A 25,991-nucleotide genomic window follows, 5' to 3' on the forward strand; every position below is an offset into this window, starting at 1 on the left:
TGCTCTACCAATTGAGCTAGGCCGGCAAATTTTTTAAAAGATATTTTTATTTTAGACTCGCAGTTAGTTAACGTCGTCCTGATCTCAGAAAGCTAATTCAAGCAGCAGTTCGATCAGTACGCTGAAGTATTTCAGTGAAGCAATTTCGGTCGTGCTCTACCAATTGAGCTAGGCCGGCAAAATAATAACAAAGCTTTTCCATATAATGGTGGAGGATGACGGGCTCGAACCGCCGACCCTCTGCTTGTAAGGCAGATGCTCTCCCAGCTGAGCTAATCCTCCATTATTATATGCCTGGCAACGTCCTACTCTCACAGGGGGAGAGCCCCCAACTACCATCGGCGCTGAGAAGCTTAACTTCCGTGTTCGGTATGGGAACGGGTGTGACCTTCTCGCTATCGCCACCAGACTATTTTCAAGACATTCTTTATTATAATGTCTTTTTGATTTTTTTCAAGAGAAAATTTTCATTTATTCTCTCAAAACTAGATAATGTCGAAGAAAAAAGAATTACTTCCTAATCATTTTGGTTAAGTCCTCGATCGATTAGTATTTGTCAGCTCCACGTGTCGCCACGCTTCCACCTCAAACCTATCTACCTGATCATCTTTCAGGGATCTTACTAGCTTACGCTATGGGAAATCTCATCTTGAGGGGGGCTTCATCTTGCATGTATTAGGCACGCCGCCAGCGTTCGTCCTGAGCCAGGATCAAACTCTCCGAAAAAGAGTAAGATTAGCTCTTATAATTTTAAAAATAGAATTAACGTTGACGTATGGTTTGTTTAGTTTTCAAAGAACAATTTTCACTTCGTCGCTCGTAAGCGACTTTTTAAATATATCACATTCAGACATACCAGTCAATAACTTTTTCGATATATTTTTTTGTTTCAGGCTCTTCTTCTTTTGAAGACAAAAAATAATATATCATGATAATAAAACGAATGCAATACATTTTTATTATTTTTTTATTATTAACCTGGAGAGCGAAAGCAAAATTTCCTCTCTCCAAGCTAACGCATTCTTTTTAAAAAAATACTATCTAGTAATTTTACATTTTCTATATTACATTCTGCTAAATATAAGAGAATATTAATGAAGTTTTAGTTTCTTCATTTTATCCGATAAAGTACTAGCCGACTATACTCTCGCAGTTTCTTTTTTACTTATTTCCATTAAAATGGACTTATTGATGTCACTTATTGATTTTTCTCCTGCTAATGCCATAGTAATATCCATATCTGCAATCATATTTTCTAGTACTTCTTTTACCCCATTTTCCCCACCTACTGCTAAACCATACATTGTTGGTCTTCCAACAAGAACTGCTTTTGCCCCTAAAGCTAATGCTTTAATAATATCTGAACCTCTCCTTATCCCACTATCCATAAGAACTGGAATTTTCTCTTGAATAACATCACATATTATTGGTAATGCTTCGAGAGCTCCTATAGCTCCATCAACTTGGCGTCCGCCGTGATTTGAAACAATTATCCCATCCACTCCGTATTCTAATGCTAATTTAGCATCATCAGGATGTAAAATTCCTTTTAGAATGATTGGAAGCTTAGTATGCTTTCTTAAAAAGGCAATGTCATCCCAAGTTAATGCAGCATTTCCAAACACTTGAGTCCAATACATTATAGCGGATGTTGGATCTTCCTTTGGTGATTTTGCAAGCTTGGAAACAAAGGCTGGATCGGTTAAGTAGTTACCTACTCCTTCCCCTATTAGGAATGGTAAGTATACATTCTTTAAATCATATTCGCGCCATGCCATCATCGGGGTATCTAAAGTAACAACAATGGCAGTGTGGCCTGATGCTTCTGCTCTTTGAAGAAAGCTTGCTGTCACATCTGGATCTTTACTCCAATAAAGCTGGAACCACCTAGGAGCATCCCCCATTACCTCAGCAATTGCTTCCATTGGACTAGTAGATGCAGAACTTGTAATATACGGAACTCCAAGTTTTGCGCATGCTTTTGCTGTTGCAAGTTCACCTTCAGGATGAATGATGGACTGAACTCCAATGGGTGCCTGTAATATTGGAAATTCATAAGTAGTTCCAAACAAGTTTACTGTAATATCTCGATCCTCTACATTACGAAGCATTCTCGGTACGATTTTCCATTGATCAAACGCTTGAAGATTTGACTTCATTGTTTTTTCTGCGCCTGCACCACCTGCAACATAATAATAAGGGCCATCCGCTAGAATTTCGCGAGCGCACTGTTCCCATTCTTCGCAAACAACCGGATACCTTTTTGGATCAGGGTTTGGCATCGTTTGATACACTTGAAATTGAATAGCATTTCCGAAATTTGACATGATTATTTCCTCCTATATTAATAAAATTTATTTCTTAATGAAATATTGGCTGCTTCTCGAGGTGTAATCTTATCTTCTAATGCTATAGACATGATATTTTTTGTTGTTTCACCAATTTGCCCCTTTAAATATTGAAGAATATCTTCCACTTCTGGTTTAATTCTTTTATATAAGATAGCTCCAAATAATCCTGCTCCACCTGAATTTGCAATAAAGTCAGGTATACAATAAATATTTCTTTCAAATAGTTTTTTCTCAGCACCTTCTGTTACCGGAATATTTGCTGCTTCAACAATGAGAAGTGTATTGATTTGATTCACATTCTTTTCGTTAATTACATCAGCAATTGCAGCCGGAATTAAAACATCAACTGGAGTTTCTAACCAGAAGTTGTGGGATTTAAGTTCATAATGTTCCGGAAGGCTCGACCGATCAATCGTTCCTTTACTGTCCTTCAAACCTTGAAGGAGAGGAATATCTAAACCATCAGAATTAAATATCGTCCCTTCAACATCAGACACCGCAACCACTTTTGCACCCGCTTCATATAAATACTTTGCTGTACTTGCGCCAACACTACCAAATCCTTGAATCGAAACTTTTGCCTCCTTTATCTTCCGGTTCAGTGAATCTAAAGCCTGTATTGCAGTAATAGCTACTCCATACCCTGTTACAATATCCGTTAGTGGAATTTCTTCTACTGACAATCTCAATGACTTCATTAAATTTTGAAGGATTTCCGAACCATTTTCACTTTTTTGTAGGTAAGCATCAACACTAGATGAAAGTCCAATTTCATTAAGTAGCCTTACAATATCTTCTTCCCTTGTACCTAAGTCTTCACTTGTACACCAGTGATGAAGTAAAAATGCCTTATGGGCTTCTAAATACCGTTTTAGAACGTCAAGAGCATCAGGTGCAGATGGCGAATAGTTTATGCCACCCTTAGCTCCGCCTATAGGCATGCCTAGTCCAGCCATTTTGATAGTCATTGTCGCAGCTAAACGTTGAACCTCCTCTTGTGTTACCCCCTCTCTCATCCGGATTCCGCCTCCAGCAAGCCCATCTATTAACCTATCAATAACAAAATATCCATTTACCTTTGTTACTGGGTCTTTCCAAAGTGTAACCATGTACGAATCCATTTTTTATCCTCCTCAACATTACAAAGTTTTTGTCTCATCAAATAAATCAAATGAAATGCGATGAATTACTTTTTTTCTAAAATGGTAGTATATAAGGGTTAAAGGAATAATAATGACTAGAGAAATGCCTACGATTGGGGCATCAAGCATTGCTAATATAGTAAATAAAAAACTTGTTATTATACCTGCCCAACAGCAAAATAAGAGAATAGACTTTGGAATTTTTATACTTGCCTTTTTTACCTCTTGTGGGAATCTTTTGTGTATTTTTAAGGCGGCAAAACCTGTAATTACACCGCTTAATAGAAGGCCTACAACCGTCATTGTTGCAAAGATAGTACCGCTAACCCCAGCAAGAATTAATAGGATTGGGATAAATACAAGGACAGACAATGCAATGTAGGGTATTTGAGATTTTGAATGAAGTTTCATGAATCTTTCTGAAACCAAGTTATCCTTTGCCATTACCCGTAGCTCCTGTGGACCAACAAGAAGAATGGCATTTAAAGTAGTTGCAATAGCAAATAGACCACCAACACCTATAAAAGTAACTAACCAGGAAGGAAGAAATAATTCTGCAGCCATCGGGATAGATGCCTTTGATGAGATTAAGCTTTCAATAGAGGTAACAGATGTAGCAACATAGGAAACACCCATGTAAATAATCATGACAAGGAGGAGACTTATAATAATGGCTCTTGGTGTATTTTTTTGTGGATTTTTAATTTCTCCTCCAATTTCCGTAATGATTCCATACCCCGCATAGGAATAAAAAGATAGTACAGACGCAAATAGTAGACCAGAAACCCCATTCGATAGTAACGGTCCGTTACTCAATTTGATTGTTGGTTCATACTGCAAACCAGGAATAATGAAAATAAGCAATGCAAGTAACATCCAAACAACCATACCTATTTGAATGATATTTGCTGTTTTAATTCCAAACAAATTGATTACATAAAAGAGTAAAATAATGAGAATGGCTGATGGAATAATTGGAACTTCATTAAAGTAATACGTTAAATATTCACTAAAGCCTAAACCAAGCATTCCAATTGCTCCGATTACTGCAAAAATAAGAAACATACCATTTAATATTCCAGCAGCAGGATTTAGTAGACGGCTTGCGTAGAAATAAGAACCGCCTGTTCGAGGAAACAATGCTCCTAACTGAATATAGTAAACACTACCCAAGAATGCAGGAATTGCTCCAATGAAAAAGGCTATAAATAATGATCCCCCTGTCTTTTCTATAAGTGGACCAAGCAATACAAAAATTGCTGACCCTACCATTGTTCCTACTAAGGTGGATATTGCCCCAATAAGACCCATTTTCCCTTTTTGCTCCACCAAATTCCCTCCTTTGTAAAATTCCTTTAATATTTTCCTTTAGATAACTTCATCTAACAGTAAGGTCGGTATACATTAATAGCAATTACGTTTGTTGCCATTTCCAAAATATGCTATGATGAATATTGACATTATGTCAATATTCTAAAAATGGTGATTATTTATGAACAAACTAGATGGAAGACTAAAAAGATCCATCGCTACAAGAAAAAGGATATTAACTTGTGCAAAAGATATCTTTCTTGAGCATGGTTATGAAAATACGACGATTAAAATGATCAATGAAGGTGCAAATACAGGTTATGGAACGGTTTATGTCCATTTCCCTGAAGGTAAAGATCAAATATTATATTCGATTATGGACGAAGTAATGGAAGAGTTTTATTCTGTAGCGGATATCGATTTTCAACCAAAAACTAGACATGATGCTTACATGATTATTAAAGATCAAGTTTTACATTTTCTAAAACTAGGAAATCAATATCAATCACTTCTAAAAGTGTTTTATGAAGCAATGGGTTTTTCGACCCTACTTAAAAATAAGTGGGAAGAAATTCTATTAAAATTCGTTCATAGAATTACGAGCGATATCACCTATTCACAAAACTTAGAACTAGCTAGAAGAATACCAACTGAAGTTGTTGCGAAAATGTTATTGTATACGGGTGAACGTTTTCTCTGGGAAATTGCATTTGAAAAAACAGAGTTGTCCGTTGATACCATCGCAGAAACGATTGTAGAAATTTATATGTTTGGTTTATACAAAGCGGATTAAATAATTGTGTTTTCCATTTTCCTTTGGGGGGTGGTATAGGACTAACAATCATCCAACTGATTATTTATCTATTTCTCCATCCCCCTAAGAAGTTTAATTAATATAAAAAGATTTTACCCGGGTTTAATATTCCTTGTGGATCCAAGGTAGCTTTGATAGATTTCATTACACCTAAGGATTCACCATGCTCCATCCGTAAAAATTCCCTCTTTCCTAAACCAATACCATGCTCACCAGTACAGGTTCCGCCTTTTTCTAACGCATATTGAACAATCAGGCTATTTATTTTTTCTACCTTTTCTTTATTATCTTGGTCTATTGGCAAGACCGCATGAAAATTCCCATCCCCTACATGCCCAAAGATAGCAGCATCGATTCCAAACTGATTTGTTATTCTTCTTGTTTCAATAATTGCATTTGGAAGCTCAGAAATTGGAACACAAACATCTGTAGAGAGCATGCCTTTTCCCGGATTTCCTGCTAAAATAGCAAATGCTACGTGGTGTCTTGCTTCCCAAAGCTTGGCTCTTGAAAGTGAATCGGTCTCAAATTCAAATAATTGACATCCCTCACTCATCGCAACTTCCTTAACTAACTCTATTTCATTTTTAACTGTTTGCACGCTGCCGCTTATTTCTATAAATAAAGTCGGTACTTCCTGATAATTGGTATCCTTATAAGCATTAACCGCCTTTATGGTTAAATCATCAACGAGCTCAATTTTTCCAAGCTGGATGCCAGACTTTAACATAGCAGTTGCTGCTTGTCCGGCTTCATCAATAGAAGGAAACAAGGCTCTTACAGCAAAGGTTGCCTCAGGAATTCCTTGTAACCGCAATGTTATTTCTGTTAGAACCCCAAGTGTCCCTTCTGAACCAACAAATAAACCTGTTAAATTATAGCCTGCTGATGATTTGACGGCCATTCCACCGGTCTTAATGATTTGTCCATTAGCTAATACAACCTCCAGACCTAGAACTTGATCCTTCATCGTCCCATATTTAACACTGTTTGTACCACTTGCATTCGTAGAGCTCATTCCACCAATAGAAGCATCTGCTCCAGGGTCAACCGGAAAAAATAGTCCATGCTTTTTAAGCTCTTTATTTAACTCATTTCGAGTAACACCAGGCTGGACCCTTACCAAAAAATCCTCAGGGCGAACCTCCAAAATTTTATTCATTAAAGTAAGATTTAATGAAATCCCCCCTTCGACTGGGATGATATGCCCTTCTAGACTACTTCCTGCACCAAAAGGAGTAATTGGTATCTTATGTTCATTGGCAAAGGAAAGAATCGAACTCACTTCTTCCTTCGTTTCTGGAAATACAACGATTTCCGGCTGATTTGGGAGATGATAAGTTAATCCCTTACTATGCTGCTCTAGTACTGTTTTGTTTTGCGATACTCTATCTTCATTTTGTATAATGCTTAGAATTTGCTCATACATATTCTCCATATTTATCTCACCATTTTATTTATTATTTTTGAAGGCTGTTTTCTCAAAGTTTGTTGTTATTTTGATGATAAATAAGTAGAGAGCAATGACTTAGCAGCCTGAATACACGTAGACTCCTGTGGGAATGCGAGAAAGGTGAGACCCCCGAGGAGCGTAGCGACGAGGAGGCTCACCGCTCGCCCACGGAAAGCGGAGTGTATTCAGGCTGCGGTTATAAAAGCAACAATCTATACGAAAACAGCCTTTTTGAAAATCACAGTCGGTAATTACTGAATCCATCAAAACCCACGTTAGCGCCCCTCTAAAATAAGTAATTCTGGATTTTCAATAATTGATCCAAAATCCTCCATAAATGCATTAGCTGGTGCACCGTCAATGACCCTATGATCGAAGGTAAGAGAAATCCCCATTACATCTCCGATAATAATCTGGTCATCCTTTACAATCGGTTTTTTCTTTATACTGTGAACTCCTAATATCGCCACTTCTGGGTAGTTAATAATTGGAGTAGCATACCATCCACCTTTTCCACCTGTATTTGAAATGGTAAAAGTACTATTGGTGAGTTCATCTGGTCGTAATTTTCTTTCTCTTGCCCGGATAGATAAATCCTGAATCTCTTTTGCAATTTCTATAATCGTCTTCTGATCAGCATGTTTAATTACCGGAACGACTAATCCTTCATTGGTTGCCGTAGCAATTCCAATATGAATTTCTTTCTTATAGATGATTTCCATCCTTTCATCGTCAACTGATGCATTGAAAATGGGGTTTCGTTTTAACGCCTTTGTTACAGCCTTAACAAAGAAAGGAAGATAGGTTAGTTTGATTCCTTCTTTTTCTGCAAATGGTAGTAATTGATTTTTCATTTCAACTAGCTTTGTCATGACGACTTCATCCATACCTGTGCAGTGAATGGCTGTTGATTTGGATTGTTTCATATTTTCATATATTCTTTTTCTAAGACCACGTATCGGAATCCTCGTATCCGCCGAATCTTCTTGACTGAGAAGCGAAGGGGATGCTGGTTCAATAGGAACCGTAGCTAAGGCTACAGCTACCTCTTCCTTTGAGTTATTTTTATAAGACCTTACATCTTCTTCCGTTACCTTCCCATTCCTTCCTGTTGGTGGAACGAGAGTAATATCAATGCCCAATTCCCTTGCAAGCTTTCTTACTGACGGAGGGGCTATGACTCGTTTTTTTGTTGGTTGGCTAATAGGTGTTTGTGGTGAATCCTGTTGAAGTGATGATTGCTGATTTAATGAGTTCTGTTGAGGTAACTCTTGGTGAATCGTGGGTTGATTACTAGTTGTAATACCCGGCTTTTTGTCTTCTAAAATGGTAAAAAGAACATCTCCTACTCTTAATACATCTCCTATATTGGCTTCTAAGGATTGGATGACTCCAGATACTGGCGAAGAGATTTCTACTACTGCTTTATCTGTTTGGACTTCTACTATATTTTCATTTTCCTTTATATAATCCCCCACTTCCTTAAACCAAGTAAGGATTTCTGCTTCATGAAGGCCTTCTCCAATGTCAGGAAGTTGAAATTGATAAGCCATAGCCCTTTGACAACCCCTTTCTGTAATTAATGAGCTAATACTTGTGTGATCCCTTGGGTAATTCTTTTCGCGTTTGGAAGCCATTCATTTTCAACAGATGGCACGGGATAAGGAGTATCAAAGCCGGTGACTCTAATAATTGGTGCGGACAAATGGAATAAGGCTTTTTCATTAATGATGGCAGAGATTTCTGCACCAGGTCCCCCCGTCTTAACAGCTTCATGCACGATCAATACTCTCCCAGTTTTTTGAACGGAGGTAAGGATCGTTTCTTCATCAATAGGTGAGATTGTTCTTAAATCTATTAATTCAATGGAAACATTTTGGGCCTTTTCATACTCATTAATCACACTCTTAACTAACGGTACTGATGGTCCCCATGTAATAACGGTTAAGTCATCCCCCTCCTTTATTACATTAGCCTTTCCAATTTCAATTACATAATCTTCCTCAGGAACTTCCTGTTGAAATGCCCTATAAAGCTTTAATGGTTCTAAAAATAATACAGGGTCGTTATCCCTAATGGCCGCAGTTAATAAACCCTTTGCATCATATGGATTACTTGGCATAACAACCTTCATTCCTGGAGAATGCAAAAATAAACCCTCTAAGCTATCAGAATGAAGCTCAGGAGTTCTTACTCCTCCTCCAAATGGAGAGCGTATTACCATAGAAGCATTCAATCTACCACCTGAACGGAACCTTAACCTTGCAGCTTGAGCAGCCATCTGGTCCATTGCTTCATAGATAAATCCAAAAAATTGAATCTCTGCAATCGGGCGCAGTCCTCTACTAGCCATCCCTACAGCGGCACCAATGATAGCCGATTCAGCAATTGGGGTATCTACGACTCGATTCTCTCCATAAATGGATTGCAATCCATCTGTCGCCCGAAATACTCCACCGTTTTTCCCAATATCCTCTCCTAAACATATAACACGGTTATCTCTTTCCATTTCCTTTTTTATTGCAAAGTTGATGGCTTCAATCATGGTCATTGCTGTCATTTTAAAGCCCCCTCGGTTTTAATAGAATTCAGTTGTTCAGTGAGCTGGATACTTTTTTGCTCATAGACCATATCAAAAACTTCCTGAATTTTACTAGCTGGAGTATTTACGGCGATTTCAAAGGCCTCGGACACCTTTTGATCAGCTAATTCATATTCCCTTTGGTCCATCTCATCATCCCAGATTCCTTTAGATAGGATATAATTCCTCATTCTTGGTAAAGGATCTTTTAACATCCATTGCTCTAATTCACTTTTTTCCCTATATTTTGTTGGATCATCAGCAGTGGTATGAGGTCCTTGTCTATATGTAATGGCTTCTATTAATACAGGATTTCCATTCCTTGCCCGTTCTAGAGCTTGTTTCATCGTATGATAGACTGCTACACAATCGTTTCCATCGACTTGAACCCCTGTAATTCCATAACCCACTGCTTTTTGTGCAATCGTTTTGCTTCCTGTTTGTTTGGAGATTGGCACACTTATTGCCCATTGGTTATTTTGCACGAAAAAGACGACTGGGAGTTTATATACTCCAGCAAAATTTAAAGCCTCGTGGAAATCTCCTTCCGATGTCCCACCGTCACCGATATAGGTAACACTTACATTATCATTCTTGTAATATTGATCAGCCCAAGCACTTCCTACAGCATGTAGACACTGAGCGCCTATAATAATCTGAACTGGAAATACATTGGCATCTCCTGCAGAAGTTCCTTTTAAATGGCCCATTGTATATAAGAAAAAGTTAGACATTGGCATCCCGTGAACTAAGCAAGCCCCTACCTCTCGATAGCTAGGAAATATCCAATCTTCCTTCCTTAACGCGTAAGCGCTTCCAATTTGTGCAGCCTCTTGTCCAATCATTGGGGCGTATGTTCCAATTCTTCCTTGGCGCTGTAGCTTCAATGCTCTTTGATCGAATACCCTTGCCTGAATCATCCATTTATAAAGATGAATGAGTTCCTCATCACTTACATCAGGCTCTGAAGTTACAAGCTGTCCCTCTTCATTCAAATATTGAATCATTTTCATTTCAAGCTGATTAGGTTCAATCCACATATCCATCCCCCTAACAAATATTTTTATATCTCAACAAAAGTTGACAAATTTTTAATAAAACACCTCCATGATTCGAAGATAATTGACATGGTGTCAACTTCTTTTTTAAACTGAGTATAAACTCTCAATTTCTAATAGTCAACCATTTTTGTAAAAATTTAGATAATTATAAAAATAATAAAAATAGACCTTTATATGTGAAAGGTCTACTACTTTTTTTGTTCAAATTTATTAAGCTCCTATCTATTTTTCATTCTCGTTCTTATTCCTGTCCAAGCAGCAATCACCAATCCCCCTGAAGAATCCGCAATTAAATCAATCATCGTATCTCTATTTCCTCCACCTTGTAAGGTCATTCCAAACAGTTGGTCGGAGCTAAACTCATATACTTCCCAAATCACCCCTCCAAACGTTGCAAATGAGAAGGTAAAAAGAAAGATAAACCATGAAGAGATTTGCCTACCAGCATCTCTATGTACGAGGCGTTCATATAAGGCAATGGCCGCAAAGGCTAGAATGGCACCGCTTAAAAAATGGAGAAAAGAGTCCCACCAGCCAAGGCCATACCATCCTCTAATTGAACCTAAATATTGAGAAGCAACTAGAAAAAGGAGATAGGAAATAATAAGGGGGAGATTGAACTGAAGCTTTGTAAAAAGGGCAAGTAGCAGTGGAATAGCTCCACATGCAATTCCCCCAATCGCAACTAATGATTTAAAAGATTCCCCATTTGCCTTATAAAAAAAGACTAGAATCGCCATAAAAATAATGTAGCTTAAGCTGAGTATAATCGTTACTTTTCGATTCATAATTAAACCTCCACGAATGTTAGACGTTAGGTTTTCTGATGGTCGCATAAATGGAAGCAATGACTCCCCCTGCAAAGCCTGATAATAAATCATACATGGTGTCTTTATTTCCACCTAATTGCATCGTATGTGTAAACCATAAATCTCCAAAGAACTCATATATCTCCCACAACACACTTGAAGTGACAGAAAGAGAGAGAACAAAGAGGAAAATCATCCACCGGGATACATCCTTCCGTACCGTTTCAGGAATGCAGATTTTATATAGAGTAATACCAATAAATGCTACATAAAATCCTTTATATAAGTGAAGGGTAGAATCCCACCATTTGTGTTTTAAATAAAATTTTGCAATAGAACCTAAAAAAGTAGTACAAAGAATGGTTAAATAATAGCCGACAATTAAAGGGATATTAAAAGGGATTTTCTTTAATCTCAATAACAAATAAGGCAATGCACTTACGACAATTCCCCCTAGAGCAACCTGCCAACGAGACGAGTCACCCTTCATGAGGAATACTATAAATAAAACGATACTAGTAATAATAAAAATTGTACTGAGAGCGAGTATAATTTTTCGTTTCATCCGATCACCTCAAGATTCCATTAATTCTATTATGACCATTTGGTTGATAGATAAATCAATGAGGCTGACTATAGTTTCACTGAATGGATCAGACCAGCTCCCCCTGTCTTTAGTATAACCGACTCTTTATCCACACTAATCCACATTATTATCAACAAGACCAAGTGCTCACTTTACGGTTATAAACAGAGTTATGCACAGTTTGTGGGTAAATTCACTCACAATATCCACAAAAGGTAAGTTTATTTCCTTAAAAATTCTATTAATTGTGGATAATTACATCTGTCATATTTACCCTATTTCTAGCATAAATTAATAGCAATCTATTAAATACAGGAAGGTGAAATTCCATTGCTGCAAATGATTGCTCTCTACCTATCACTAATTATGGCTCTCTATTTATTTGTATTCTCCTATATTGAGGGGATAAAAATTGCAAATGCTGAAGAAAAAGTCCATGGTGGGACTTTTATTTTTAGTGTAGTTGGTGCCTTTATTTTTTCCGGATTGACAAGTTTGCTGTATACATATTAAAAATCCCATTTGTGCAAAAAAACGGAGAATCTCATTCAATACAGAATCTCCGTTTTTACTCTTCTTTAATGATGGATGATATTTCCACATCCATAAATCTGCCTTTTACAAAAAATCTCTTCCTTAATAACCCTTCGTATTGAAAGCCACTTTTCTCTAGGGCTTTTTTCGATGCAATGTTTAATGGATGATAGAATGCTTCAACCCGGTGCAAGCCCATATAAGAAAAGGCATACTCCACCACCTTTGTAATCACCTCTGACATAATACCCTTTCCCCAATAATCAGGATGCAGCTCATAACCAATTTCTGCTTTAAAATGTTCCCTTTCAATTTCGTGAAGGCCACAGGTACCTATGATTTCATTTGAATTTTTGAAGGTTATCCCCCAACGGATTTGCTCTCCATTGGAATAACGGTAGGAAAGTTGCTTGATTAAATCTGCCGCTTCCTTTTCTGAAGTATGGGTCTCAATATCATAAAACTTCGTGACTTCATCTAATGAAAAGTAACGATACATTTGAGGGGCATCTTCCATTTGCAGCTGACGTAATATGAAGCGATCTGTCTCAAGCTCTGGGAACATATTAGATGTCCAATTAATATCTATTCCTATCATCCCTTCCGTAACTTTCTAGGCGATTGATAAGCAAGGGTAGATTTCTCCAAGCATAAGCAATTTCAACATGCTTTCGACCGTTTATTTCAAACGATTCCTGCCCAATTTGTTCCGGGAAAAACTAATCGTAGAACCTTCTGCTTGGATTATCCTCTATTACCCATACAAGTAATGATTCTATACCTGTTTTCATTATCTCCTTCAAACCATGATAATAAAGCTTAGTCCCAAGCTTCTTTCTCTTATATTCTTCTAAAAGATAGATAGCATACAATTCTCCATCCACACCAAACCTCTGCATTCTTTCCCTACCAAAGGATGCAAATCCAACAATCTCTCCTCCTGAATTTTCAGCAACAATAACAGGGCTTTCCTCAGATGATGTGGAAATAACTCTCTTCCAAAGTTCATATTTATCTTCAATTTTTAGAGAATCTAAATAATCTTGACTGATAATTCCTTTATAGGTTTGCTGCCAGCTTTTCACATGGACCTTTGCAATCCTTTCTACATCTTTTTCCATTGCAAGACGTATATCCATTCCATCACTTCATTTCAGTTGATATTTTCTTCTGCTTAATAGCTACTTTTCTTTCATCTAACAGAAAAAGCATAATGCCTCCGACTACAATGATTCCACCAAGGATTTGTGTCCATGTGACACTCTCGTTTAATAAATAGAAAGCCATAATTGTTGCTCCAACCGGTTCAAACAGGATTGCCATTGAAATCGTCGATGTACTAATCCACTTGAGGGACCAATTAAATAATGTGTGCCCCATCAAGGTAGGAATTAAGGCTAATAGAATGAAATAAACCCAGTCACTTTGAACGTCAGGGATTAAGGGCTCATGGACAATTAATACATAAACAAATAAAGTAATAGCACTAAAGCTGTATACAACAAATGTGTAAGTAATTAGGGATAACCTTTGTCGAACGGTCTGACCAAACATGAGATAGGCCGTAACCAATGCACATGCAATTAATGCAAGAAAATCTCCAAATAAAGCCATGCCACTTATTTTAAAGTCTCCCCAGCTGATAATGATACTTCCAATAATGGCAACGATACAACTTAAAATAGCTTTTCCAGAAAATCTTTCTTTAAAAAAAAGAAAGGTTCCAATAAATGCGAATAATGGCTGAAGAGTAACGAGAACGGTAGAGCTTGCCACCGAGGTATAGTTTAAGGATTCAAACCATAGGATAAAGTGAAATGCCAAAAAGACCCCTGATACGATAGAAAATATCCAATCCTTCTTCGTGATTAGTTTCAGCTCTGAAACATATTTTAATAGAAACAAAGGGAGCATGAATAATACAGAAAAAAACAAACGATAAAAGGCAATAACTCCCGATGGTGATGAAGAAACCTTTACTAAAATAGCCGAAGCAGAAACAGACAAAACGCCTATTGCCAAGACGACATATGGATTCACTTTTGGACCTTCCATTCAATAGCTCCTTTTCTAGAAAATAATTTTCATTTATACCACATTTTACTATATGGATTTACCTTTTACACATAAAAACATTTGGAGGGTTCTTTATTGTTATTACTTCAAATTACAACAGCCCTAAAAGGAGAGATTATTAGCCAATTAGATATTGAAATTTTAATTAAGTTAGGGATATCTACAGCACTTGGTTTAATCATCGGTCTTGAAAGAGAAATCAAGCGCAAGCCAGTTGGACTAAAAACCAGTCTAGTTATTTCCATTGTTAGCTGCTTATTGACGATTGTCTCCATCGAATCAGCCTACACATTTCCTCATAGTGATGAGGTCAATGTCACAATGGATCCTCTTCGATTAGCAGCACAAATTGTTTCAGGTATAGGTTTTTTAGGTGCTGGAGTGATATTAAGACGAGGAAATGATAGCATTTCAGGATTAACTACAGCCGCTTTAATTTGGGGTGCAGCAGGTATAGGAATTGCAGTAGGCGCTGGCTTTTACATCGAAGCCTCTGCAGGGGTTGCATTATTGATTATTAGTGTAGAGCTTATTCCTCTTTTAGTTGCTTTCATCGGACCAAAACAACTGAGACAAAAAGAAATTAAGCTACATTTAATTGTACATGAGAAAAAACGAATTGATGACTTAATCAAAGCAGTCAATGAACAAAAAATGAATATCCAAAATATCCGGATAAAGGACTTAGAAAGTGGAAGTCATTTAGTAAAACTTAGAATAACGGTTAATTTTAAAAGAAAAACAACGGACGTCTATTATAGTATTTCAGAAATTGAAGGGGTCACCTCAGTCGAAGTAGAAAGTCTACAATAGAGAAAACCTTTATCATTTGATATGGGTTTTCTTTTTTTAATCCATATAAAAAATCACCAAATTTATTTATGAAAATGATCAATTTGAATAGCGAATGGGATTTTCGATGTGACATTATTTTGTAATATTTTTGGATTATAAGCTACATGACATGTTAATTATTTATAATATAATTGTTATAATAAAAACTTTAAATAGACAGAATTTTCCAATATTATACTAATTTATACAATAGGTGGTGTCTCCATTTGACTTATATTATGACAGAAAAACCAGAAGTAAAATCCCATATTTTTTTGACTGGGATTTCTGAAGCTACTTTAGAAATCATTCACCGATATAAAGATATATTACTTCCACTTGTGGATCCTATTGTGGACGAACTTTATGAAAACATTTTCAAAGTTGAGCATTTGAAAAAGATAATATTGAAATATTCCACATTAGATAAATTAAAAGTGACTCAAAGAGTATATTTAAGACAAGTTTTTTCACCTGTCATTGATGATAAATACATACAAAACCGTTACCGAATTGGTGAGGTTCACTCAAGTGTCGGTTTAGGCTTGGATTGGTACATTTCTATTTCACAGCAATATTTTCTAATAATATCAAGATACCTTAATCAAATTCTCCCTTCAACGGAAGCGCTGCCATTGTCAAATGGAATCTTCTCTGTCATCAATTTTGATATGCAGATTATTGTTGTTGCCTACAACAAAGTCGAGGTAAATAAAGCTGTATTTCCTTTAAGATACGAATTTAAGCATTTAAGAGTAAAGAATGGTTTAACAGAAAAGGATTTAGATAAATTAACAAGGTATAGTGGTTTATTTACCTTTCATCTTAATGAAATTTTAAAAACTTTTAAGGATTCCCTTCTCCAAAGAACAAAATTACTTCAATACGATAGAGGGGACACGGAACAATTAATCCAATATTTGCGGCGATTCTTTTTACAATTTTTTCAGGAAAAAGTCTATTATGATGAAGCTGTCTTCTTCCGTATTATGCGTGATTGGGTTGTTGTTTTAGTAAAGAAAAACATCTCTGAACAAAAATTAACAGCGATTATTGATTTATTAAATGAAATTGTCCGTGACTTCTTCCTTACAAAAATTGACACTCCCGAAAAGGACTATTATTCATTTGTAACCTCTTTCGAACGATTGTCAAGATTTACTTTAGCAATCATGCATGAACTATTAATTCCATATAAATCCCTGGATCATTATCGCTTCCTACAAATCTATTCATATGAGATTGATAAGATTGACTTTGGAAAAATTACTTGGGTAGATGAGAATACCCTTCATTTATTGGAAACAAGAGGGATTAATAATCATGAGGTAATTGGGAAGAGATGCTTCGAATTATTTTATAATCGTGTATTTCCATGTGCTGGTTGCCCTATTCGAAATAATAGCCATGCCGCCTTCTTAACTACATACGGACAAGGAGAGAACGCCAAATATTATAAAACATGGCAGCTTCCACAGTCCAAAATGGGGGAACTAAGTCACGGCTTCCTCGTTAGTCAGGATGTAACCGAGGAATCCAATGTAATCTTTACTATGATTGATAGCCTAATTGAATTAGCGGAATTAAGGGATGATATAACAGGAAAACATGTTGAAAGGATAGGCCTTCTATCAAGTAAATTAGCGCAATTGGCTGGTTTTGATGAAAAATTTATTGAAGATATTAGTCTAGCTGCCAAATTCCATGATGTTGGAAAGGTAGGAATCCCTGATTTCATATTAAATAAACCTGGAAAATTAACAAATGAAGAATGGGAATCTATGAAAACTCACCCGACAATCAGGCATCAAATCTTAAATAAGCTAGACCTTCCTATTATTCAAATGGCTGCCAGTATTGCAGAAACCCATCATGAAAAATGGAACGGAGAGGGCTATCCCCATCAACTAAAGGGCGAGGAAATTCCTATCGAGGGAAGAATTGTCGCTATTGTCGATGTCTTTGATGCTTTGCTATCAAAAAGGGCATATAAAGATCCTCTTCCTACAGATAAGGTAAAAGAAATAATGATAGAGGGACGAGGAACCCATTTTGACCCAGATTTATTGGATTTATTTATCTCAATGTGGGACGACTTTGTTAGATTCCATCAAGGTTTAGAGGAGAATACTTCTGTTTATTAGTAGATTTTTGGTTTGAGGGTTGGTTGGTGAAGGTGGAGGGGGCTATGAAGCTAACTTAGGTTAGGTTCATTGGACAGCCTCCCAATAATTTTTTTTCTTGCACAAGTCCCTATATGTCGTTATAATTTTTCTTGTACCCGAATATCGGGGCATTAGCTCAGCTGGGAGAGCGCTACGCTGGCAGCGTAGAGGTCAGGGGTTCGAGCCCCCTATGCTCCATACCGGAAAACCCTTGTATATCAAGGGTTTTTCGTTTTTCTTATTATATCACTGAGTTTAGTAAACCATATTTAGCCTATTATTGAGGATGACTTTCCATTAAAGCCCCACACTAAATCGAGTGTGGGGCTTTTAATGTTTACATATTTATCTAAACCTTATAATTATTAATGATTAAGTACAACCTTCCATATTAATATCGGAATGACAAGAAGTGTGTAAAGAACTATTGAGAAAATAATAATAGGCTTTATTTCACTGAACTCACTTCCCCAGGTGCGAGAATAAACACCATAAAAAAGAACCTCCAAAACAGGTCCAAAAATAATTAACCATACCATTTCTTAAATTCTCCTTCTGAAAGATCTAAGTTGTCTTTTTTTCATAAATTACTATATTACTTTTTGCCAAAATAAAAAAGCCCCTACTCGAGCAATCATTGGTTTTTGCAATTGATTCCCCTCTGCATTAATCCATCTGTCAGGTACAACTTATTTACTTACCACATTAACTTTATGATAAGGAAAAATTAGTTTTCATTTAAATGCTCAACGAGTCGACCGAGTAAATTACTTTAAACTAATATTTCTTGGTCCTTGTAAATATTATAAGATATGCTATTAAACTGTTTTTAGAGTCCATTATTGAATGAGGGAGATGCATATGTCTATTACATTTAGAAGAAAAATACTGGCAGCCGTAATTAGTAGTTTATTTTTTGCATTCATTTTTTCTATTCCTGGTGGATTAGAAATGAATTCATTTGCTATTTTATATTATTTAAACTTTATGTTTGTCGTTTCATATGGGGTTATTACATCTTTATTTAGTGATTGGTTGAGTAAAAGAATTTTTACATCCACTTACTCTCGAGAAATTAGTTCCTTTCTATTCCATTGTTTATTCGGTTCAGTGTTAAAAGTTCTTAGTCTTGCTTCTGCCATTTCCTTTTTTATAATTGACCGTTTACTTATAAGAGTAAAAATTAAATGGTGGACAGTAAATTTGTTATTATTAATTGTAATTTTAATATTTTTTATAGGTATTAATATTGGAGATTAAATTTATTTGCGTTTACTTTGTAAAAGGTAGAAGCTATTGGCCCGTTAAAAGGAGGAAATAGTAATGTTAGTCTTGAAAATTAAGCTATCTTAGTTTTAAATTGATTTTCTTCAGACTTATGGATAACCTTTTATGAAAGAGCAATCAATTTTGAGGTAATCCAATTTAAATCTTTTCAAATACCCTATTGAAGAATTCCCTGTTCCAAAATCATCCAAGGCTATTTCGATTCCTATACCTCTTAACTGATCAATAGCAGACACCCCTACTCCCTTCATTTTTTATTAAGGATTCTTCAGTAATCTCAATTTCAATGAGAGTGAGAAATAGATTACTTTGTTACATTCCTATTTTGTTTTTCAACTAGGTCTGCCTTCATTAATGTCTTTGCAGAAGGATTTTCTCAATTTTATACAAAATATCAGACACTCAAAGACAATAAACTCCCTTAAATACTAAACTTCACATTCAGTACACAAGGGTAATTCAATAATATGTCATGAACCGTTTCTTAAATCCATAAATACGGAATACTATTATGAAAGATTTCATTGACAAATCCTCTATTCAGTATTACTATATACCAGTAGATAGTAATACTGAATATCTGTAACACCAAATACTCGTATAGCATAGTAATAAAAAAAATATAAGTATAATAAAATGGAGGTGCGAAATTGGAAAATATCACTGAAATGTTGAAAGGAGTGCTTGAAGGTTGTGTGCTTGAAATCATCAGCCGGGGGGAAACATACGGCTATGAAATCACACAGCAGCTGCGGAAACTTGGCTTCACGGATGTAGTTGAAGGCACAGTTTATACGATTACCATGCGGCTTGAGAAAAACAAACTGGTGGACATCGAGAAAAAGCCATCCACTATGGGGCCACCGAGAAAATTTTACACCCTTAACGCAGCAGGTCAAGAGCAACTCGAATTTTTTTGGAAAAAATGGGAATTCGTCTCAAGTAAAATTAACGAACTCAAAACTAATAAAATCAAAGGAGAGAAGGAAAATGAATATTTTTGAAAAAATCATTGGAAGTCTGGAAGACAAGCGGGAATGGAGAGCGATGGAGGAACGTGCGAAGGCACTTCCTAGTGAATACCGCAACGCTTACAAAGCTATCCAAAAATATATGTGGACAGCTGGTGGTGGTCCCACTGACTGGAAGGACAGCAGTCGAATCTTTGTCGGCATTCTCGACCTATTCGAAGAAGGAGCGGCTGAAGGCAAGAAAGTCACTGACCTTACAGGCGCGGACGTGGCTGCTTTCTGCGATGACCTAGTGAAGGATGAGCAAACTTGGAAGGATAAGTATCGCAAGAAGCTGAACGATACGATTGGACGTGGCTAATGGTGAAACCCTGGTAGATGATTGGCTTGTATCAAACTATAGACTTATTCTATCACAGGGGAAGAATTTCTTCCTTTTCCTACAAGCTAGTGGAAAACGCTATAACCACACTCTCGACAAGTATTAGGAAGATAGGAATCAGAGTACATGAAGCGATTAAAATAGTAAATTCAAAAGGTAGTTCCTACTGAATAGCTGGTTACAAGTATCATGTGTCACCTTCACTATTCAGTTATATTTTCATCAGGTAGTAAGTATCACAGAATATCAGTTTTACTAAGTAGTTAAATGGCTATCTTGCGCCATACTGCTCTATTAATAAGGAGGAAAAAGATATGAGCAATCCAGCGATTTCTGTAAAAGGGTTAAAAAAGTCATTTAAAAGTAAGGAAGTCTTAAAGGGGGTGGATTTTGAGGTGCAGCGTGGCGAAATTTTCGCACTTCTTGGTTCAAATGGAGCAGGCAAGACGACGGCGATCAACATCCTATCGACTCTAATGAAGCCCGATGGTGGCAAAGTAGAGATTTGTGGCTTTGATATCCAGCGCCAACCAGATCTTGTTCGGCAGAGTCTCAGCCTGACAGGGCAGTTCGCTGCTTTAGACGGTATGCTCACTGGGCGGGAAAATCTGATGATGATTGCCAAATTGCGGGGAGTTTCTCATCCCGCTCAAGTTTCCGACAATCTACTTGCAAGATTCAGGCTTACCGATGCAGCCAATCGAAGAGCAGACCAGTATTCTGGTGGAATGAAACGTCGACTTGACATCGCAATGAGCATGATTGGGGCTCCAGCGGTCATTTTTCTTGACGAACCGACAACAGGACTTGACCCCGAGGCACGAATTGAGGTTTGGGATACCATTAAGGAGCTTGCCGGAGGAGGTACGACCTTATTGCTGACGACCCAGTACCTGGAGGAAGCCGAAAAACTGGCGGATCGGATTGCCATCCTGCATGATGGGAAAATCATCACAACCGGTACACTTACTGAGCTCAAGGAGATGTTCCCGCCAGTGAAAGTGGAATACATTGAGAAACAGCCGACATTGGAGGAAATCTTCCTCACAATCATCGGCCAAGAAGGAGGAATTGTAAATGAAAAGTAAAACAGGGGTATTACTAGGGCGTTTAATGCGAAATATCATGCGTAGCCCCGATACGATAATCACAGTTGCGATTACACCGATTATGATGATGCTACTCTTTGTCTATGTGTTTGGTGGAGCTATTCAAACAGGCACTGACAATTACGTCAATTATTTATTGCCAGGAATCTTGCTGATTACTATCGCTTCCGGTGTTGCATATACTTCCTTACGGTTATTTAATGATGTAAAGAGTGGGCTGATGGCGCGTTTCATTACTATGCCCATCAAGCGTTCGTCCATATTGTGGGCTCACGTGTTAACCTCACTTGTTTCCAATGCTCTTACTGTCCTGGTAGTTATGGTCGTTGCACTTTTGATGGGCTTTCGTCCTAATGCTGATATTTTGGATTGGCTTGCGGTTGTTGGGATACTGGGGCTATTTACTCTGGCACTGACATGGCTAGCGGTCATACCTGGATTGACAGCTGGGTCTATGGAAGGGGCAACTGCATACTCGTACCCGCTGATTTTCCTGCCGTTTATCAGTTCGGCATTTGTCCCTACCGAAACCATGCCAAAAGTGGTTCGTGTGTTCGCTGAGAACCAGCCTGTGACTTCAATTGTAAATTCGATTCGTACCCTCTTGTATGAAGGGACAGTCAGCAGCGGTATCTGGACTGCACTATCCTGGTGCATTGGCATCATGGTCATCGCATACTTCATTGCTAGCAAAGTTTTTAAACGCCAGTTACGATAATCACCCTTTTGAGATTTGGCCAAATCTATATTAGACACTGGAATAAATGTACTATCTATTACATGGGGCTGTTGCTTAAAGATCAGTGCAACCATTGATAAAATCACGGTAACGCTCAGGCTATGTACTTACTTGAGAAGGAATGCTAAACAAGTTGTAATTAGTGAAAGTTCTCTTTACCTTTATTGGATTTTACACATTTCCAGAAAATGTATTGCATAGTCAATCTCTGATACCATATGGTTTGGTTTCAACCCTTTTTCCTTTTATAACATTATTCGGGATTCGATATAGTCCAAAACAATGGATATGGAAAATCCCTTTTTATTGGGCGATTGTTCATTTAGGAGTATTGGGAGAAGTAATATTAAAAAACACGAAAATTTTTGATTTTAAACCCGAATGGGATTTATGGGACAGTTACACATTATGGTGGCTTAACTATTTATTATATGAGCTGTTAGGGGGAAAGATTATTCCCGAACATTTAAGAAAACCAATAAATAGTGAATCCTTTAGATATGGTAAATGGGCTTGGATTGTGTTACATATAATTGTCATTTCCACCATTTTCTTAGCAGGGGTTTTTGTGGGAGCAAAAGTATACAAATAGAAAAAAGAGCACTCTTAATTTTGAGCTTGCATCAATTCATATATCCTACGAGCTGTATTCACATTTCTGACCGTAACTTGTTTGTATATTTTTGTTCCAATAATCTTAGACATTCCACTTTTGGTAACATGGTTCTTATCTACCGACCATAGGATTGCGCCCGGGACATACTTGACCGTGTCAATATTAGGCTTAATAACCAGATTTTCAAGGACAGATTCATCATCAATTTCATCCCATAAAAACATAACTTCACTTCTCATGTCTTTGTCATTTTTCCATGTATCAGGGATAGCATTTATGATCCCCCTGACATCATTGACACTACGAACGATCACTCTAATTTGTAATCCAAAATCATTAAGTATTGCTTCTTCCAAAATACGTGATAATTCAGTTTTTGATAGGCTATCATTTGAAAAAATAATATTGCCCGTATTAATGTAGGTCACCACATCCTTCATCCCGACTTTTTCAAACGTTTGCTTAAGCAGCTTCATTTCAATGTTATTTTTCCCACCCACATTAATTCCGCGAAGCAGGGCGATATAAACCATAACCATCCTCCTTACAATTGTTTACCTATTAGACCATTATATCTTCTTGAATATATATTTTATACTTACCGATATTTTCACATAATCTCATCTTTACTTTAACATATATATCCCTCTTAGTTGGAAGTGTTATTCAATCAAAACCGTCAGATTGTTAAATACCAAAATATATTACTTCGAGCCTTGCTAAGTAAAAAGTGGCAACAAAAAACCAGAATGGCTTACCACTCTGGTTTCTTTTAGGTTATTATCTCAAGGCCTTTAATGCCCCACTCCATGCAACTACTTCTTCAAGCATGGCGTTAACATTGGTAAGATGTAGTTCAGCTGGTTTGAATTCACTCATGTTTTCAAAGTCTGTAAATAATGATAAGGTTGGATGTGTCCGGACATCTGCCATTTTCAATTCTGCGCAAATTCCACGTAAATGCTCAGCAGCTCGTGCCCCTCCTGTTGAACCGTAACTGACGATTCCTGCAGCCTTGTTGTACCAATTTTCTCTTGCCATATCAAGGGCATTTTTTAAAGCTCCTGTAATGCTATGGTTGTATTCCTGAACTATGAAGACAAAACCATCTAAACTCGCAAGCTTTTCATTCCATGGACCAGCTTCTGAGCCATCAGTTGTTCCTAAGAATGGTAGATTGTAATCCGCGATATCAACAATTTCATATTCTGCATCTCCACGTTTGTCAGCAATTCCTTTTACCCATTCACCAACTTGTGGACTGACGCGTCCTTGGCGTGTGCTTCCTAAAATTATTCCAATTTTTAATTTTTCGTTTGTCATGGCATGATTCTCCTTTTCATTTGAATTTCCAAATAGTTTTGATAAAAATCCCATCAAAAACCCTCCCGTTTTTCCCCTTTTTAATATCTTATATTCTGGTTTTTAAGCAGCTTTTGTAACAATCGCCTGATCTTCTTTTGACATCATTTAATTAATGGATAATAAATTACTTCCATTAATTCTGAGATAAACGGCGATGACCATTAAAACTAAATCCAACTCATAACCTGCCATTTGCCCATTTCCTAATAAACCAAGTGATCGTTTTACTTTTAGTGTTGCCCCAATCATGAGGATGGCAAACAAAATTGATACAAAACGAGTAGCCAGGCCAATGATTAATGCTATTCCACCTTGAAACTTTGTCATCCCGTGAATTAAAAATAGCACCCCAAGAGTTACTCTTAGAATTAATGCTCCAATTTCGTTTTTTAATTTCATTATTGATTTCAATTCTAAATTTTTTATGTTTATTTATCTCGAGTCCAATTATTATTAATTCGAGATAAATAGTTAAAATAAATGTTTACTCATCATTTTGTCACCTATTGCTTTGACATATAAATCTAGAGTTCAATACATATTTATGATAGGTTTAAGGCTGGATCAAATCCGCCCAAAATCATAAATCGTGCTATATTGATTGAATCGAATTACCTTTGTATCCCTGATTCCCAATGAGCTGAAAACAAAATAACTGCTTTTAGACGAGGTAGCTTTTGACCTAATTGATTTAGGGATTTTGTGTATTCGTTATTTTCAATTGCAAGTAATGGTGGACCATGGGCAGTGAATAATGATGGTAGCATCTCAATTATTAAGGTTTAGCCTTGCAACCGATTATGAAGGAAATTGAAAAATGGTCTCAAAACTGGGTAAAGTTATAGTCCATGATTTATTAGGATATATAATGAGGGTATAAAAGGTGTACCAAACCTTTTATACCCTCTCTTTAATAATCGGGGATTATGCTACAGAGTTCCTTTTTCATTGTTGGAAATTATTACCCATAACAACTTTCAAATTTCTAAAGAATTGTACCCGATATTGAACAAGATACATTCCAATAATCCTACTTTTTTATTAGTTCCTCACGCCATATATGTTCCATATTTACTTCATTGTTTATAAAATTTAATACAAACACATCCGGATTACTAAGATTTTTCCAACAGTCAAAATTAAAGCTGTTATCATAATTCATTAGAAGAAGAGACATTAAATTTCCGTGTGTAACAATAATTGTGTTTTCAAATTCACTTTTGAAAGCTTCTTCTACAACGCTTACTATTCGATACATAGCTTCTTTACTCGACTCCCCACCTTCAAATTTCAATTCAAAATCATGGAAAGTTGCTCTAAGTTTTTCAGGCCAGTCTGGTAAATCAAGTGTACTTAATACGCGTTCCGATAAACGTTCATCAATATCTATTTTTATGTTTGTTTCCTTACTTAATGGTTCTATTGACTGAATTGCACGTAAAAAGGGACTTGATATGATTCGGTCAAATTTAATATTTGATAAAAAGGCAGATAGATTTTTCGCCTGTGCAAATCCCTTTTCTGTCAGGGGTGACTCTGGAGGTTGCCCCTGTGCTTCACAATGTCTCACAATATATATCTTTTTCTTCATACAAAGATTCCTCCAATATGCATACCAAATTAATTCATTAATTATTGTTAAGCAGTGATGAAGAATGATTTCTAATCATAGCCTCCGCTTATCCAAATTATTTCTTCAAAGCTTGTATTTTTTCCTTCCTTAACTATTTTAGTTTAGAAGTCTTATTCCTCATTCTGGCCCGATTATTGAAAAGAAAAAATCCTGCACATCAACACAGGATTTT

General features: G+C 36.7%; 29 protein-coding genes, 2 tRNA genes, 1 rRNA gene and 1 other annotated feature. Of the genes, 11 read left to right on the plus strand and 21 right to left on the minus strand.

What is annotated here, in order from left to right:
- Nucleotides 1–206 precede the first annotated feature (206 nt).
- From BQ6100_RS16680 to BQ6100_RS16700, 5 genes are all read right to left on the minus strand, one after another.
- A tRNA-Val gene (locus tag BQ6100_RS16680) sits at nucleotides 207–282 on the minus strand.
- A gap of 10 nt (nucleotides 283–292) precedes the next feature.
- A 5S ribosomal RNA gene (rrf, locus tag BQ6100_RS16685) occupies nucleotides 293–409 on the minus strand.
- Between the two features lie 129 nt (nucleotides 410–538).
- Nucleotides 539–637, minus strand: a sequence feature (23S ribosomal RNA rRNA prediction is too short).
- 502 nt (nucleotides 638–1,139) lie between these two features.
- Complete coding sequence (locus tag BQ6100_RS16690; protein ID WP_075982690.1) at nucleotides 1,140–2,327, minus strand: lactate 2-monooxygenase; 1,188 nt, start codon at nucleotides 2,325–2,327, stop codon at nucleotides 1,140–1,142.
- Between the two features lie 17 nt (nucleotides 2,328–2,344).
- The gene (locus tag BQ6100_RS16695; protein WP_075982691.1) at nucleotides 2,345–3,472 is read right to left on the minus strand and encodes a Glu/Leu/Phe/Val family dehydrogenase; all 1,128 of its coding nucleotides are present in this window, start codon (nucleotides 3,470–3,472) and stop codon (nucleotides 2,345–2,347) included.
- Nucleotides 3,473–3,490: 18 nt separating this feature from the next.
- On the minus strand, nucleotides 3,491–4,822 hold the full coding sequence (locus tag BQ6100_RS16700; protein WP_075982692.1) for an APC family permease: 1,332 nt from the start codon (nucleotides 4,820–4,822) through the stop codon (nucleotides 3,491–3,493).
- Between the two features lie 163 nt (nucleotides 4,823–4,985).
- On the opposite strand from BQ6100_RS16700, the gene BQ6100_RS16705 reads away from it, so the two are divergent.
- The gene (locus BQ6100_RS16705; RefSeq protein ID WP_075982693.1) at nucleotides 4,986–5,597 is read left to right on the plus strand and encodes a TetR/AcrR family transcriptional regulator; all 612 of its coding nucleotides are present in this window, start codon (nucleotides 4,986–4,988) and stop codon (nucleotides 5,595–5,597) included.
- Between the two features lie 97 nt (nucleotides 5,598–5,694).
- Here BQ6100_RS16705 and BQ6100_RS16710 read toward each other — a convergent pair whose 3' ends face one another.
- The 6 genes from BQ6100_RS16710 to BQ6100_RS16735 all read right to left on the minus strand — a co-directional run bounded on the left by BQ6100_RS16710 (nucleotide 5,695) and on the right by BQ6100_RS16735 (nucleotide 12,087).
- Nucleotides 5,695–7,056, minus strand: coding sequence for an FAD-binding oxidoreductase (locus BQ6100_RS16710; protein ID WP_075982694.1), 1,362 nt, complete (start codon nucleotides 7,054–7,056; stop codon nucleotides 5,695–5,697).
- A 290-nt stretch (nucleotides 7,057–7,346) separates the two neighbouring features.
- Nucleotides 7,347–8,624, minus strand: a complete 1,278-nt coding sequence (locus tag BQ6100_RS16715; protein ID WP_075982695.1) for a dihydrolipoamide acetyltransferase family protein — start codon at nucleotides 8,622–8,624, stop codon at nucleotides 7,347–7,349.
- A gap of 26 nt (nucleotides 8,625–8,650) precedes the next feature.
- Nucleotides 8,651–9,631, minus strand: coding sequence for an alpha-ketoacid dehydrogenase subunit beta (locus tag BQ6100_RS16720; RefSeq protein WP_075982696.1), 981 nt, complete (start codon nucleotides 9,629–9,631; stop codon nucleotides 8,651–8,653).
- The gene (gene pdhA, locus BQ6100_RS16725) at nucleotides 9,628–10,692 is read right to left on the minus strand and encodes a pyruvate dehydrogenase (acetyl-transferring) E1 component subunit alpha (RefSeq protein ID WP_075982697.1); all 1,065 of its coding nucleotides are present in this window, start codon (nucleotides 10,690–10,692) and stop codon (nucleotides 9,628–9,630) included. Before pdhA ends, BQ6100_RS16720 begins: the two co-directional genes overlap by 4 nt.
- A gap of 239 nt (nucleotides 10,693–10,931) precedes the next feature.
- Nucleotides 10,932–11,501: a hypothetical protein gene (locus BQ6100_RS16730; RefSeq protein ID WP_075982698.1), complete on the minus strand. Its 570-nt coding sequence runs from the start codon at nucleotides 11,499–11,501 to the stop codon at nucleotides 10,932–10,934.
- A 19-nt stretch (nucleotides 11,502–11,520) separates the two neighbouring features.
- Complete coding sequence (locus BQ6100_RS16735; RefSeq protein ID WP_075982699.1) at nucleotides 11,521–12,087, minus strand: membrane-spanning protein; 567 nt, start codon at nucleotides 12,085–12,087, stop codon at nucleotides 11,521–11,523.
- Between the two features lie 351 nt (nucleotides 12,088–12,438).
- Here BQ6100_RS16735 and BQ6100_RS16740 point away from each other — a divergent pair, with 351 nt between their 5' ends.
- Nucleotides 12,439–12,621, plus strand: coding sequence for a hypothetical protein (locus BQ6100_RS16740; RefSeq protein WP_075982700.1), 183 nt, complete (start codon nucleotides 12,439–12,441; stop codon nucleotides 12,619–12,621).
- A 55-nt stretch (nucleotides 12,622–12,676) separates the two neighbouring features.
- Here the strand turns inward: BQ6100_RS16740 and BQ6100_RS16745 are convergent, their stop codons facing one another.
- From BQ6100_RS16745 to BQ6100_RS16755, 3 genes are all read right to left on the minus strand, one after another.
- Nucleotides 12,677–13,207, minus strand: a complete 531-nt coding sequence (locus BQ6100_RS16745) for a GNAT family N-acetyltransferase (protein WP_084780598.1) — start codon at nucleotides 13,205–13,207, stop codon at nucleotides 12,677–12,679.
- Between the two features lie 154 nt (nucleotides 13,208–13,361).
- Nucleotides 13,362–13,781: a GNAT family N-acetyltransferase gene (locus tag BQ6100_RS16750; protein WP_084780438.1), complete on the minus strand. Its 420-nt coding sequence runs from the start codon at nucleotides 13,779–13,781 to the stop codon at nucleotides 13,362–13,364.
- A gap of 4 nt (nucleotides 13,782–13,785) precedes the next feature.
- The gene (locus BQ6100_RS16755) at nucleotides 13,786–14,697 is read right to left on the minus strand and encodes a DMT family transporter (protein ID WP_075982702.1); all 912 of its coding nucleotides are present in this window, start codon (nucleotides 14,695–14,697) and stop codon (nucleotides 13,786–13,788) included.
- A gap of 138 nt (nucleotides 14,698–14,835) precedes the next feature.
- Here BQ6100_RS16755 and BQ6100_RS16760 point away from each other — a divergent pair, with 138 nt between their 5' ends.
- The 3 genes from BQ6100_RS16760 to BQ6100_RS16770 all read left to right on the plus strand — a co-directional run bounded on the left by BQ6100_RS16760 (nucleotide 14,836) and on the right by BQ6100_RS16770 (nucleotide 17,915).
- Nucleotides 14,836–15,531, plus strand: coding sequence for an MgtC/SapB family protein (locus BQ6100_RS16760; RefSeq protein ID WP_075983605.1), 696 nt, complete (start codon nucleotides 14,836–14,838; stop codon nucleotides 15,529–15,531).
- A 248-nt stretch (nucleotides 15,532–15,779) separates the two neighbouring features.
- A complete protein-coding gene (locus tag BQ6100_RS16765) occupies nucleotides 15,780–17,696 on the plus strand; it encodes an HD domain-containing phosphohydrolase (RefSeq protein ID WP_235816540.1) in 1,917 nt (638 codons plus the stop codon).
- A 146-nt stretch (nucleotides 17,697–17,842) separates the two neighbouring features.
- Nucleotides 17,843–17,915, plus strand: a tRNA-Ala gene (locus BQ6100_RS16770).
- A gap of 167 nt (nucleotides 17,916–18,082) precedes the next feature.
- Here the strand turns inward: BQ6100_RS16770 and BQ6100_RS21310 are convergent.
- A complete protein-coding gene (locus BQ6100_RS21310; protein WP_159433166.1) occupies nucleotides 18,083–18,256 on the minus strand; it encodes a hypothetical protein in 174 nt (57 codons plus the stop codon).
- Nucleotides 18,257–18,578: 322 nt separating this feature from the next.
- Here BQ6100_RS21310 and BQ6100_RS21555 point away from each other — a divergent pair, with 322 nt between their 5' ends.
- Complete coding sequence (locus tag BQ6100_RS21555) at nucleotides 18,579–18,977, plus strand: hypothetical protein (protein WP_175578195.1); 399 nt, start codon at nucleotides 18,579–18,581, stop codon at nucleotides 18,975–18,977.
- A gap of 116 nt (nucleotides 18,978–19,093) precedes the next feature.
- Here BQ6100_RS21555 and BQ6100_RS21730 read toward each other — a convergent pair whose 3' ends face one another.
- On the minus strand, nucleotides 19,094–19,255 hold the full coding sequence (locus tag BQ6100_RS21730) for an EAL domain-containing protein (RefSeq protein WP_084780440.1): 162 nt from the start codon (nucleotides 19,253–19,255) through the stop codon (nucleotides 19,094–19,096).
- Nucleotides 19,256–19,654: 399 nt separating this feature from the next.
- Between BQ6100_RS21730 and BQ6100_RS16785 the strand changes: the two genes are divergently transcribed.
- The 5 genes from BQ6100_RS16785 to BQ6100_RS16805 all read left to right on the plus strand — a co-directional run bounded on the left by BQ6100_RS16785 (nucleotide 19,655) and on the right by BQ6100_RS16805 (nucleotide 22,797).
- Entirely contained in the window at nucleotides 19,655–20,008 is a 354-nt protein-coding gene (locus BQ6100_RS16785; RefSeq protein ID WP_075982703.1) for a PadR family transcriptional regulator, read from the plus strand.
- Nucleotides 19,995–20,336: a DUF1048 domain-containing protein gene (locus BQ6100_RS16790; RefSeq protein WP_075982704.1), complete on the plus strand. Its 342-nt coding sequence runs from the start codon at nucleotides 19,995–19,997 to the stop codon at nucleotides 20,334–20,336. Before BQ6100_RS16785 ends, BQ6100_RS16790 begins: the two co-directional genes overlap by 14 nt.
- 335 nt (nucleotides 20,337–20,671) lie before the next feature.
- Nucleotides 20,672–21,445 (plus strand): ABC transporter ATP-binding protein, encoded by a 774-nt coding sequence (locus BQ6100_RS16795; RefSeq protein ID WP_075982705.1) that lies wholly within the window; start codon nucleotides 20,672–20,674, stop codon nucleotides 21,443–21,445.
- Nucleotides 21,435–22,184 (plus strand): ABC transporter permease, encoded by a 750-nt coding sequence (locus tag BQ6100_RS16800; protein ID WP_075982706.1) that lies wholly within the window; start codon nucleotides 21,435–21,437, stop codon nucleotides 22,182–22,184. Before BQ6100_RS16795 ends, BQ6100_RS16800 begins: the two co-directional genes overlap by 11 nt.
- 163 nt (nucleotides 22,185–22,347) lie before the next feature.
- Complete coding sequence (locus tag BQ6100_RS16805; RefSeq protein ID WP_075982707.1) at nucleotides 22,348–22,797, plus strand: CBO0543 family protein; 450 nt, start codon at nucleotides 22,348–22,350, stop codon at nucleotides 22,795–22,797.
- 14 nt (nucleotides 22,798–22,811) lie between these two features.
- Here BQ6100_RS16805 and BQ6100_RS16810 read toward each other — a convergent pair whose 3' ends face one another.
- The 5 genes from BQ6100_RS16810 to BQ6100_RS16825 form a co-directional block, all read right to left on the minus strand.
- Complete coding sequence (locus tag BQ6100_RS16810) at nucleotides 22,812–23,354, minus strand: DUF1697 domain-containing protein (protein WP_075982708.1); 543 nt, start codon at nucleotides 23,352–23,354, stop codon at nucleotides 22,812–22,814.
- A 247-nt stretch (nucleotides 23,355–23,601) separates the two neighbouring features.
- Nucleotides 23,602–24,198, minus strand: a complete 597-nt coding sequence (locus tag BQ6100_RS16815) for an NADPH-dependent FMN reductase (protein ID WP_075982709.1) — start codon at nucleotides 24,196–24,198, stop codon at nucleotides 23,602–23,604.
- A gap of 93 nt (nucleotides 24,199–24,291) precedes the next feature.
- Nucleotides 24,292–24,585, minus strand: a complete 294-nt coding sequence (locus tag BQ6100_RS16820) for a DoxX family protein (protein ID WP_075982710.1) — start codon at nucleotides 24,583–24,585, stop codon at nucleotides 24,292–24,294.
- A gap of 212 nt (nucleotides 24,586–24,797) precedes the next feature.
- A complete protein-coding gene (locus BQ6100_RS20870) occupies nucleotides 24,798–24,953 on the minus strand; it encodes a hypothetical protein (RefSeq protein ID WP_175578196.1) in 156 nt (51 codons plus the stop codon).
- Between the two features lie 263 nt (nucleotides 24,954–25,216).
- Entirely contained in the window at nucleotides 25,217–25,777 is a 561-nt protein-coding gene (locus BQ6100_RS16825) for a histidine phosphatase family protein (RefSeq protein WP_075982711.1), read from the minus strand.
- Between the last annotated feature and the right edge of the window lie 214 nt (nucleotides 25,778–25,991).

The organism is Bacillus massilinigeriensis (assembly GCF_900117315.1).
Classification (GTDB): Bacteria; Bacillota; Bacilli; order Bacillales; family Cytobacillaceae; genus Bacillus_BE; species Bacillus_BE massilionigeriensis.

Excerpts from the sequence above, each read along its gene's own strand:
- BQ6100_RS16735 (WP_075982699.1), bottom strand. The coding sequence starts at position 12,087 with ATGAAACGAAAAATTATACTCGCTCTCAGTACAATTTTTATTATTACT.
- BQ6100_RS21555 (WP_175578195.1), top strand. The coding sequence starts at position 18,579 with ATGTCTATTACATTTAGAAGAAAAATACTGGCAGCCGTAATTAGTAGT.
- BQ6100_RS16815 (WP_075982709.1), bottom strand. The coding sequence starts at position 24,198 with ATGGGATTTTTATCAAAACTATTTGGAAATTCAAATGAAAAGGAGAAT.
- BQ6100_RS16690 (WP_075982690.1), bottom strand. The coding sequence starts at position 2,327 with ATGTCAAATTTCGGAAATGCTATTCAATTTCAAGTGTATCAAACGATG.
- BQ6100_RS16730 (WP_075982698.1), bottom strand. The coding sequence starts at position 11,501 with ATGAATCGAAAAGTAACGATTATACTCAGCTTAAGCTACATTATTTTT.
- BQ6100_RS16795 (WP_075982705.1), top strand. The coding sequence starts at position 20,672 with ATGAGCAATCCAGCGATTTCTGTAAAAGGGTTAAAAAAGTCATTTAAA.
- BQ6100_RS16825 (WP_075982711.1), bottom strand. The coding sequence starts at position 25,777 with ATGAAGAAAAAGATATATATTGTGAGACATTGTGAAGCACAGGGGCAA.
- BQ6100_RS16695 (WP_075982691.1), bottom strand. The coding sequence starts at position 3,472 with ATGGATTCGTACATGGTTACACTTTGGAAAGACCCAGTAACAAAGGTA.
- BQ6100_RS16800 (WP_075982706.1), top strand. The coding sequence starts at position 21,435 with ATGAAAAGTAAAACAGGGGTATTACTAGGGCGTTTAATGCGAAATATC.
- BQ6100_RS21730 (WP_084780440.1), bottom strand. The coding sequence starts at position 19,255 with ATGAAGGGAGTAGGGGTGTCTGCTATTGATCAGTTAAGAGGTATAGGA.
- BQ6100_RS16710 (WP_075982694.1), bottom strand. The coding sequence starts at position 7,056 with ATGGAGAATATGTATGAGCAAATTCTAAGCATTATACAAAATGAAGAT.
- BQ6100_RS20870 (WP_175578196.1), bottom strand. The coding sequence starts at position 24,953 with ATGCTACCATCATTATTCACTGCCCATGGTCCACCATTACTTGCAATT.
- BQ6100_RS16715 (WP_075982695.1), bottom strand. The coding sequence starts at position 8,624 with ATGGCTTATCAATTTCAACTTCCTGACATTGGAGAAGGCCTTCATGAA.
- BQ6100_RS16720 (WP_075982696.1), bottom strand. The coding sequence starts at position 9,631 with ATGACAGCAATGACCATGATTGAAGCCATCAACTTTGCAATAAAAAAG.
- BQ6100_RS16810 (WP_075982708.1), bottom strand. The coding sequence starts at position 23,354 with ATGGTTTATATCGCCCTGCTTCGCGGAATTAATGTGGGTGGGAAAAAT.
- BQ6100_RS16750 (WP_084780438.1), bottom strand. The coding sequence starts at position 13,781 with ATGGATATACGTCTTGCAATGGAAAAAGATGTAGAAAGGATTGCAAAG.
- BQ6100_RS16790 (WP_075982704.1), top strand. The coding sequence starts at position 19,995 with ATGAATATTTTTGAAAAAATCATTGGAAGTCTGGAAGACAAGCGGGAA.
- BQ6100_RS21310 (WP_159433166.1), bottom strand. The coding sequence starts at position 18,256 with ATGGTATGGTTAATTATTTTTGGACCTGTTTTGGAGGTTCTTTTTTAT.
- BQ6100_RS16820 (WP_075982710.1), bottom strand. The coding sequence starts at position 24,585 with ATGAAATTAAAAAACGAAATTGGAGCATTAATTCTAAGAGTAACTCTT.
- BQ6100_RS16755 (WP_075982702.1), bottom strand. The coding sequence starts at position 14,697 with ATGGAAGGTCCAAAAGTGAATCCATATGTCGTCTTGGCAATAGGCGTT.
- pdhA (WP_075982697.1), bottom strand. The coding sequence starts at position 10,692 with ATGTGGATTGAACCTAATCAGCTTGAAATGAAAATGATTCAATATTTG.
- BQ6100_RS16745 (WP_084780598.1), bottom strand. The coding sequence starts at position 13,207 with ATGTTCCCAGAGCTTGAGACAGATCGCTTCATATTACGTCAGCTGCAA.
- BQ6100_RS16705 (WP_075982693.1), top strand. The coding sequence starts at position 4,986 with ATGAACAAACTAGATGGAAGACTAAAAAGATCCATCGCTACAAGAAAA.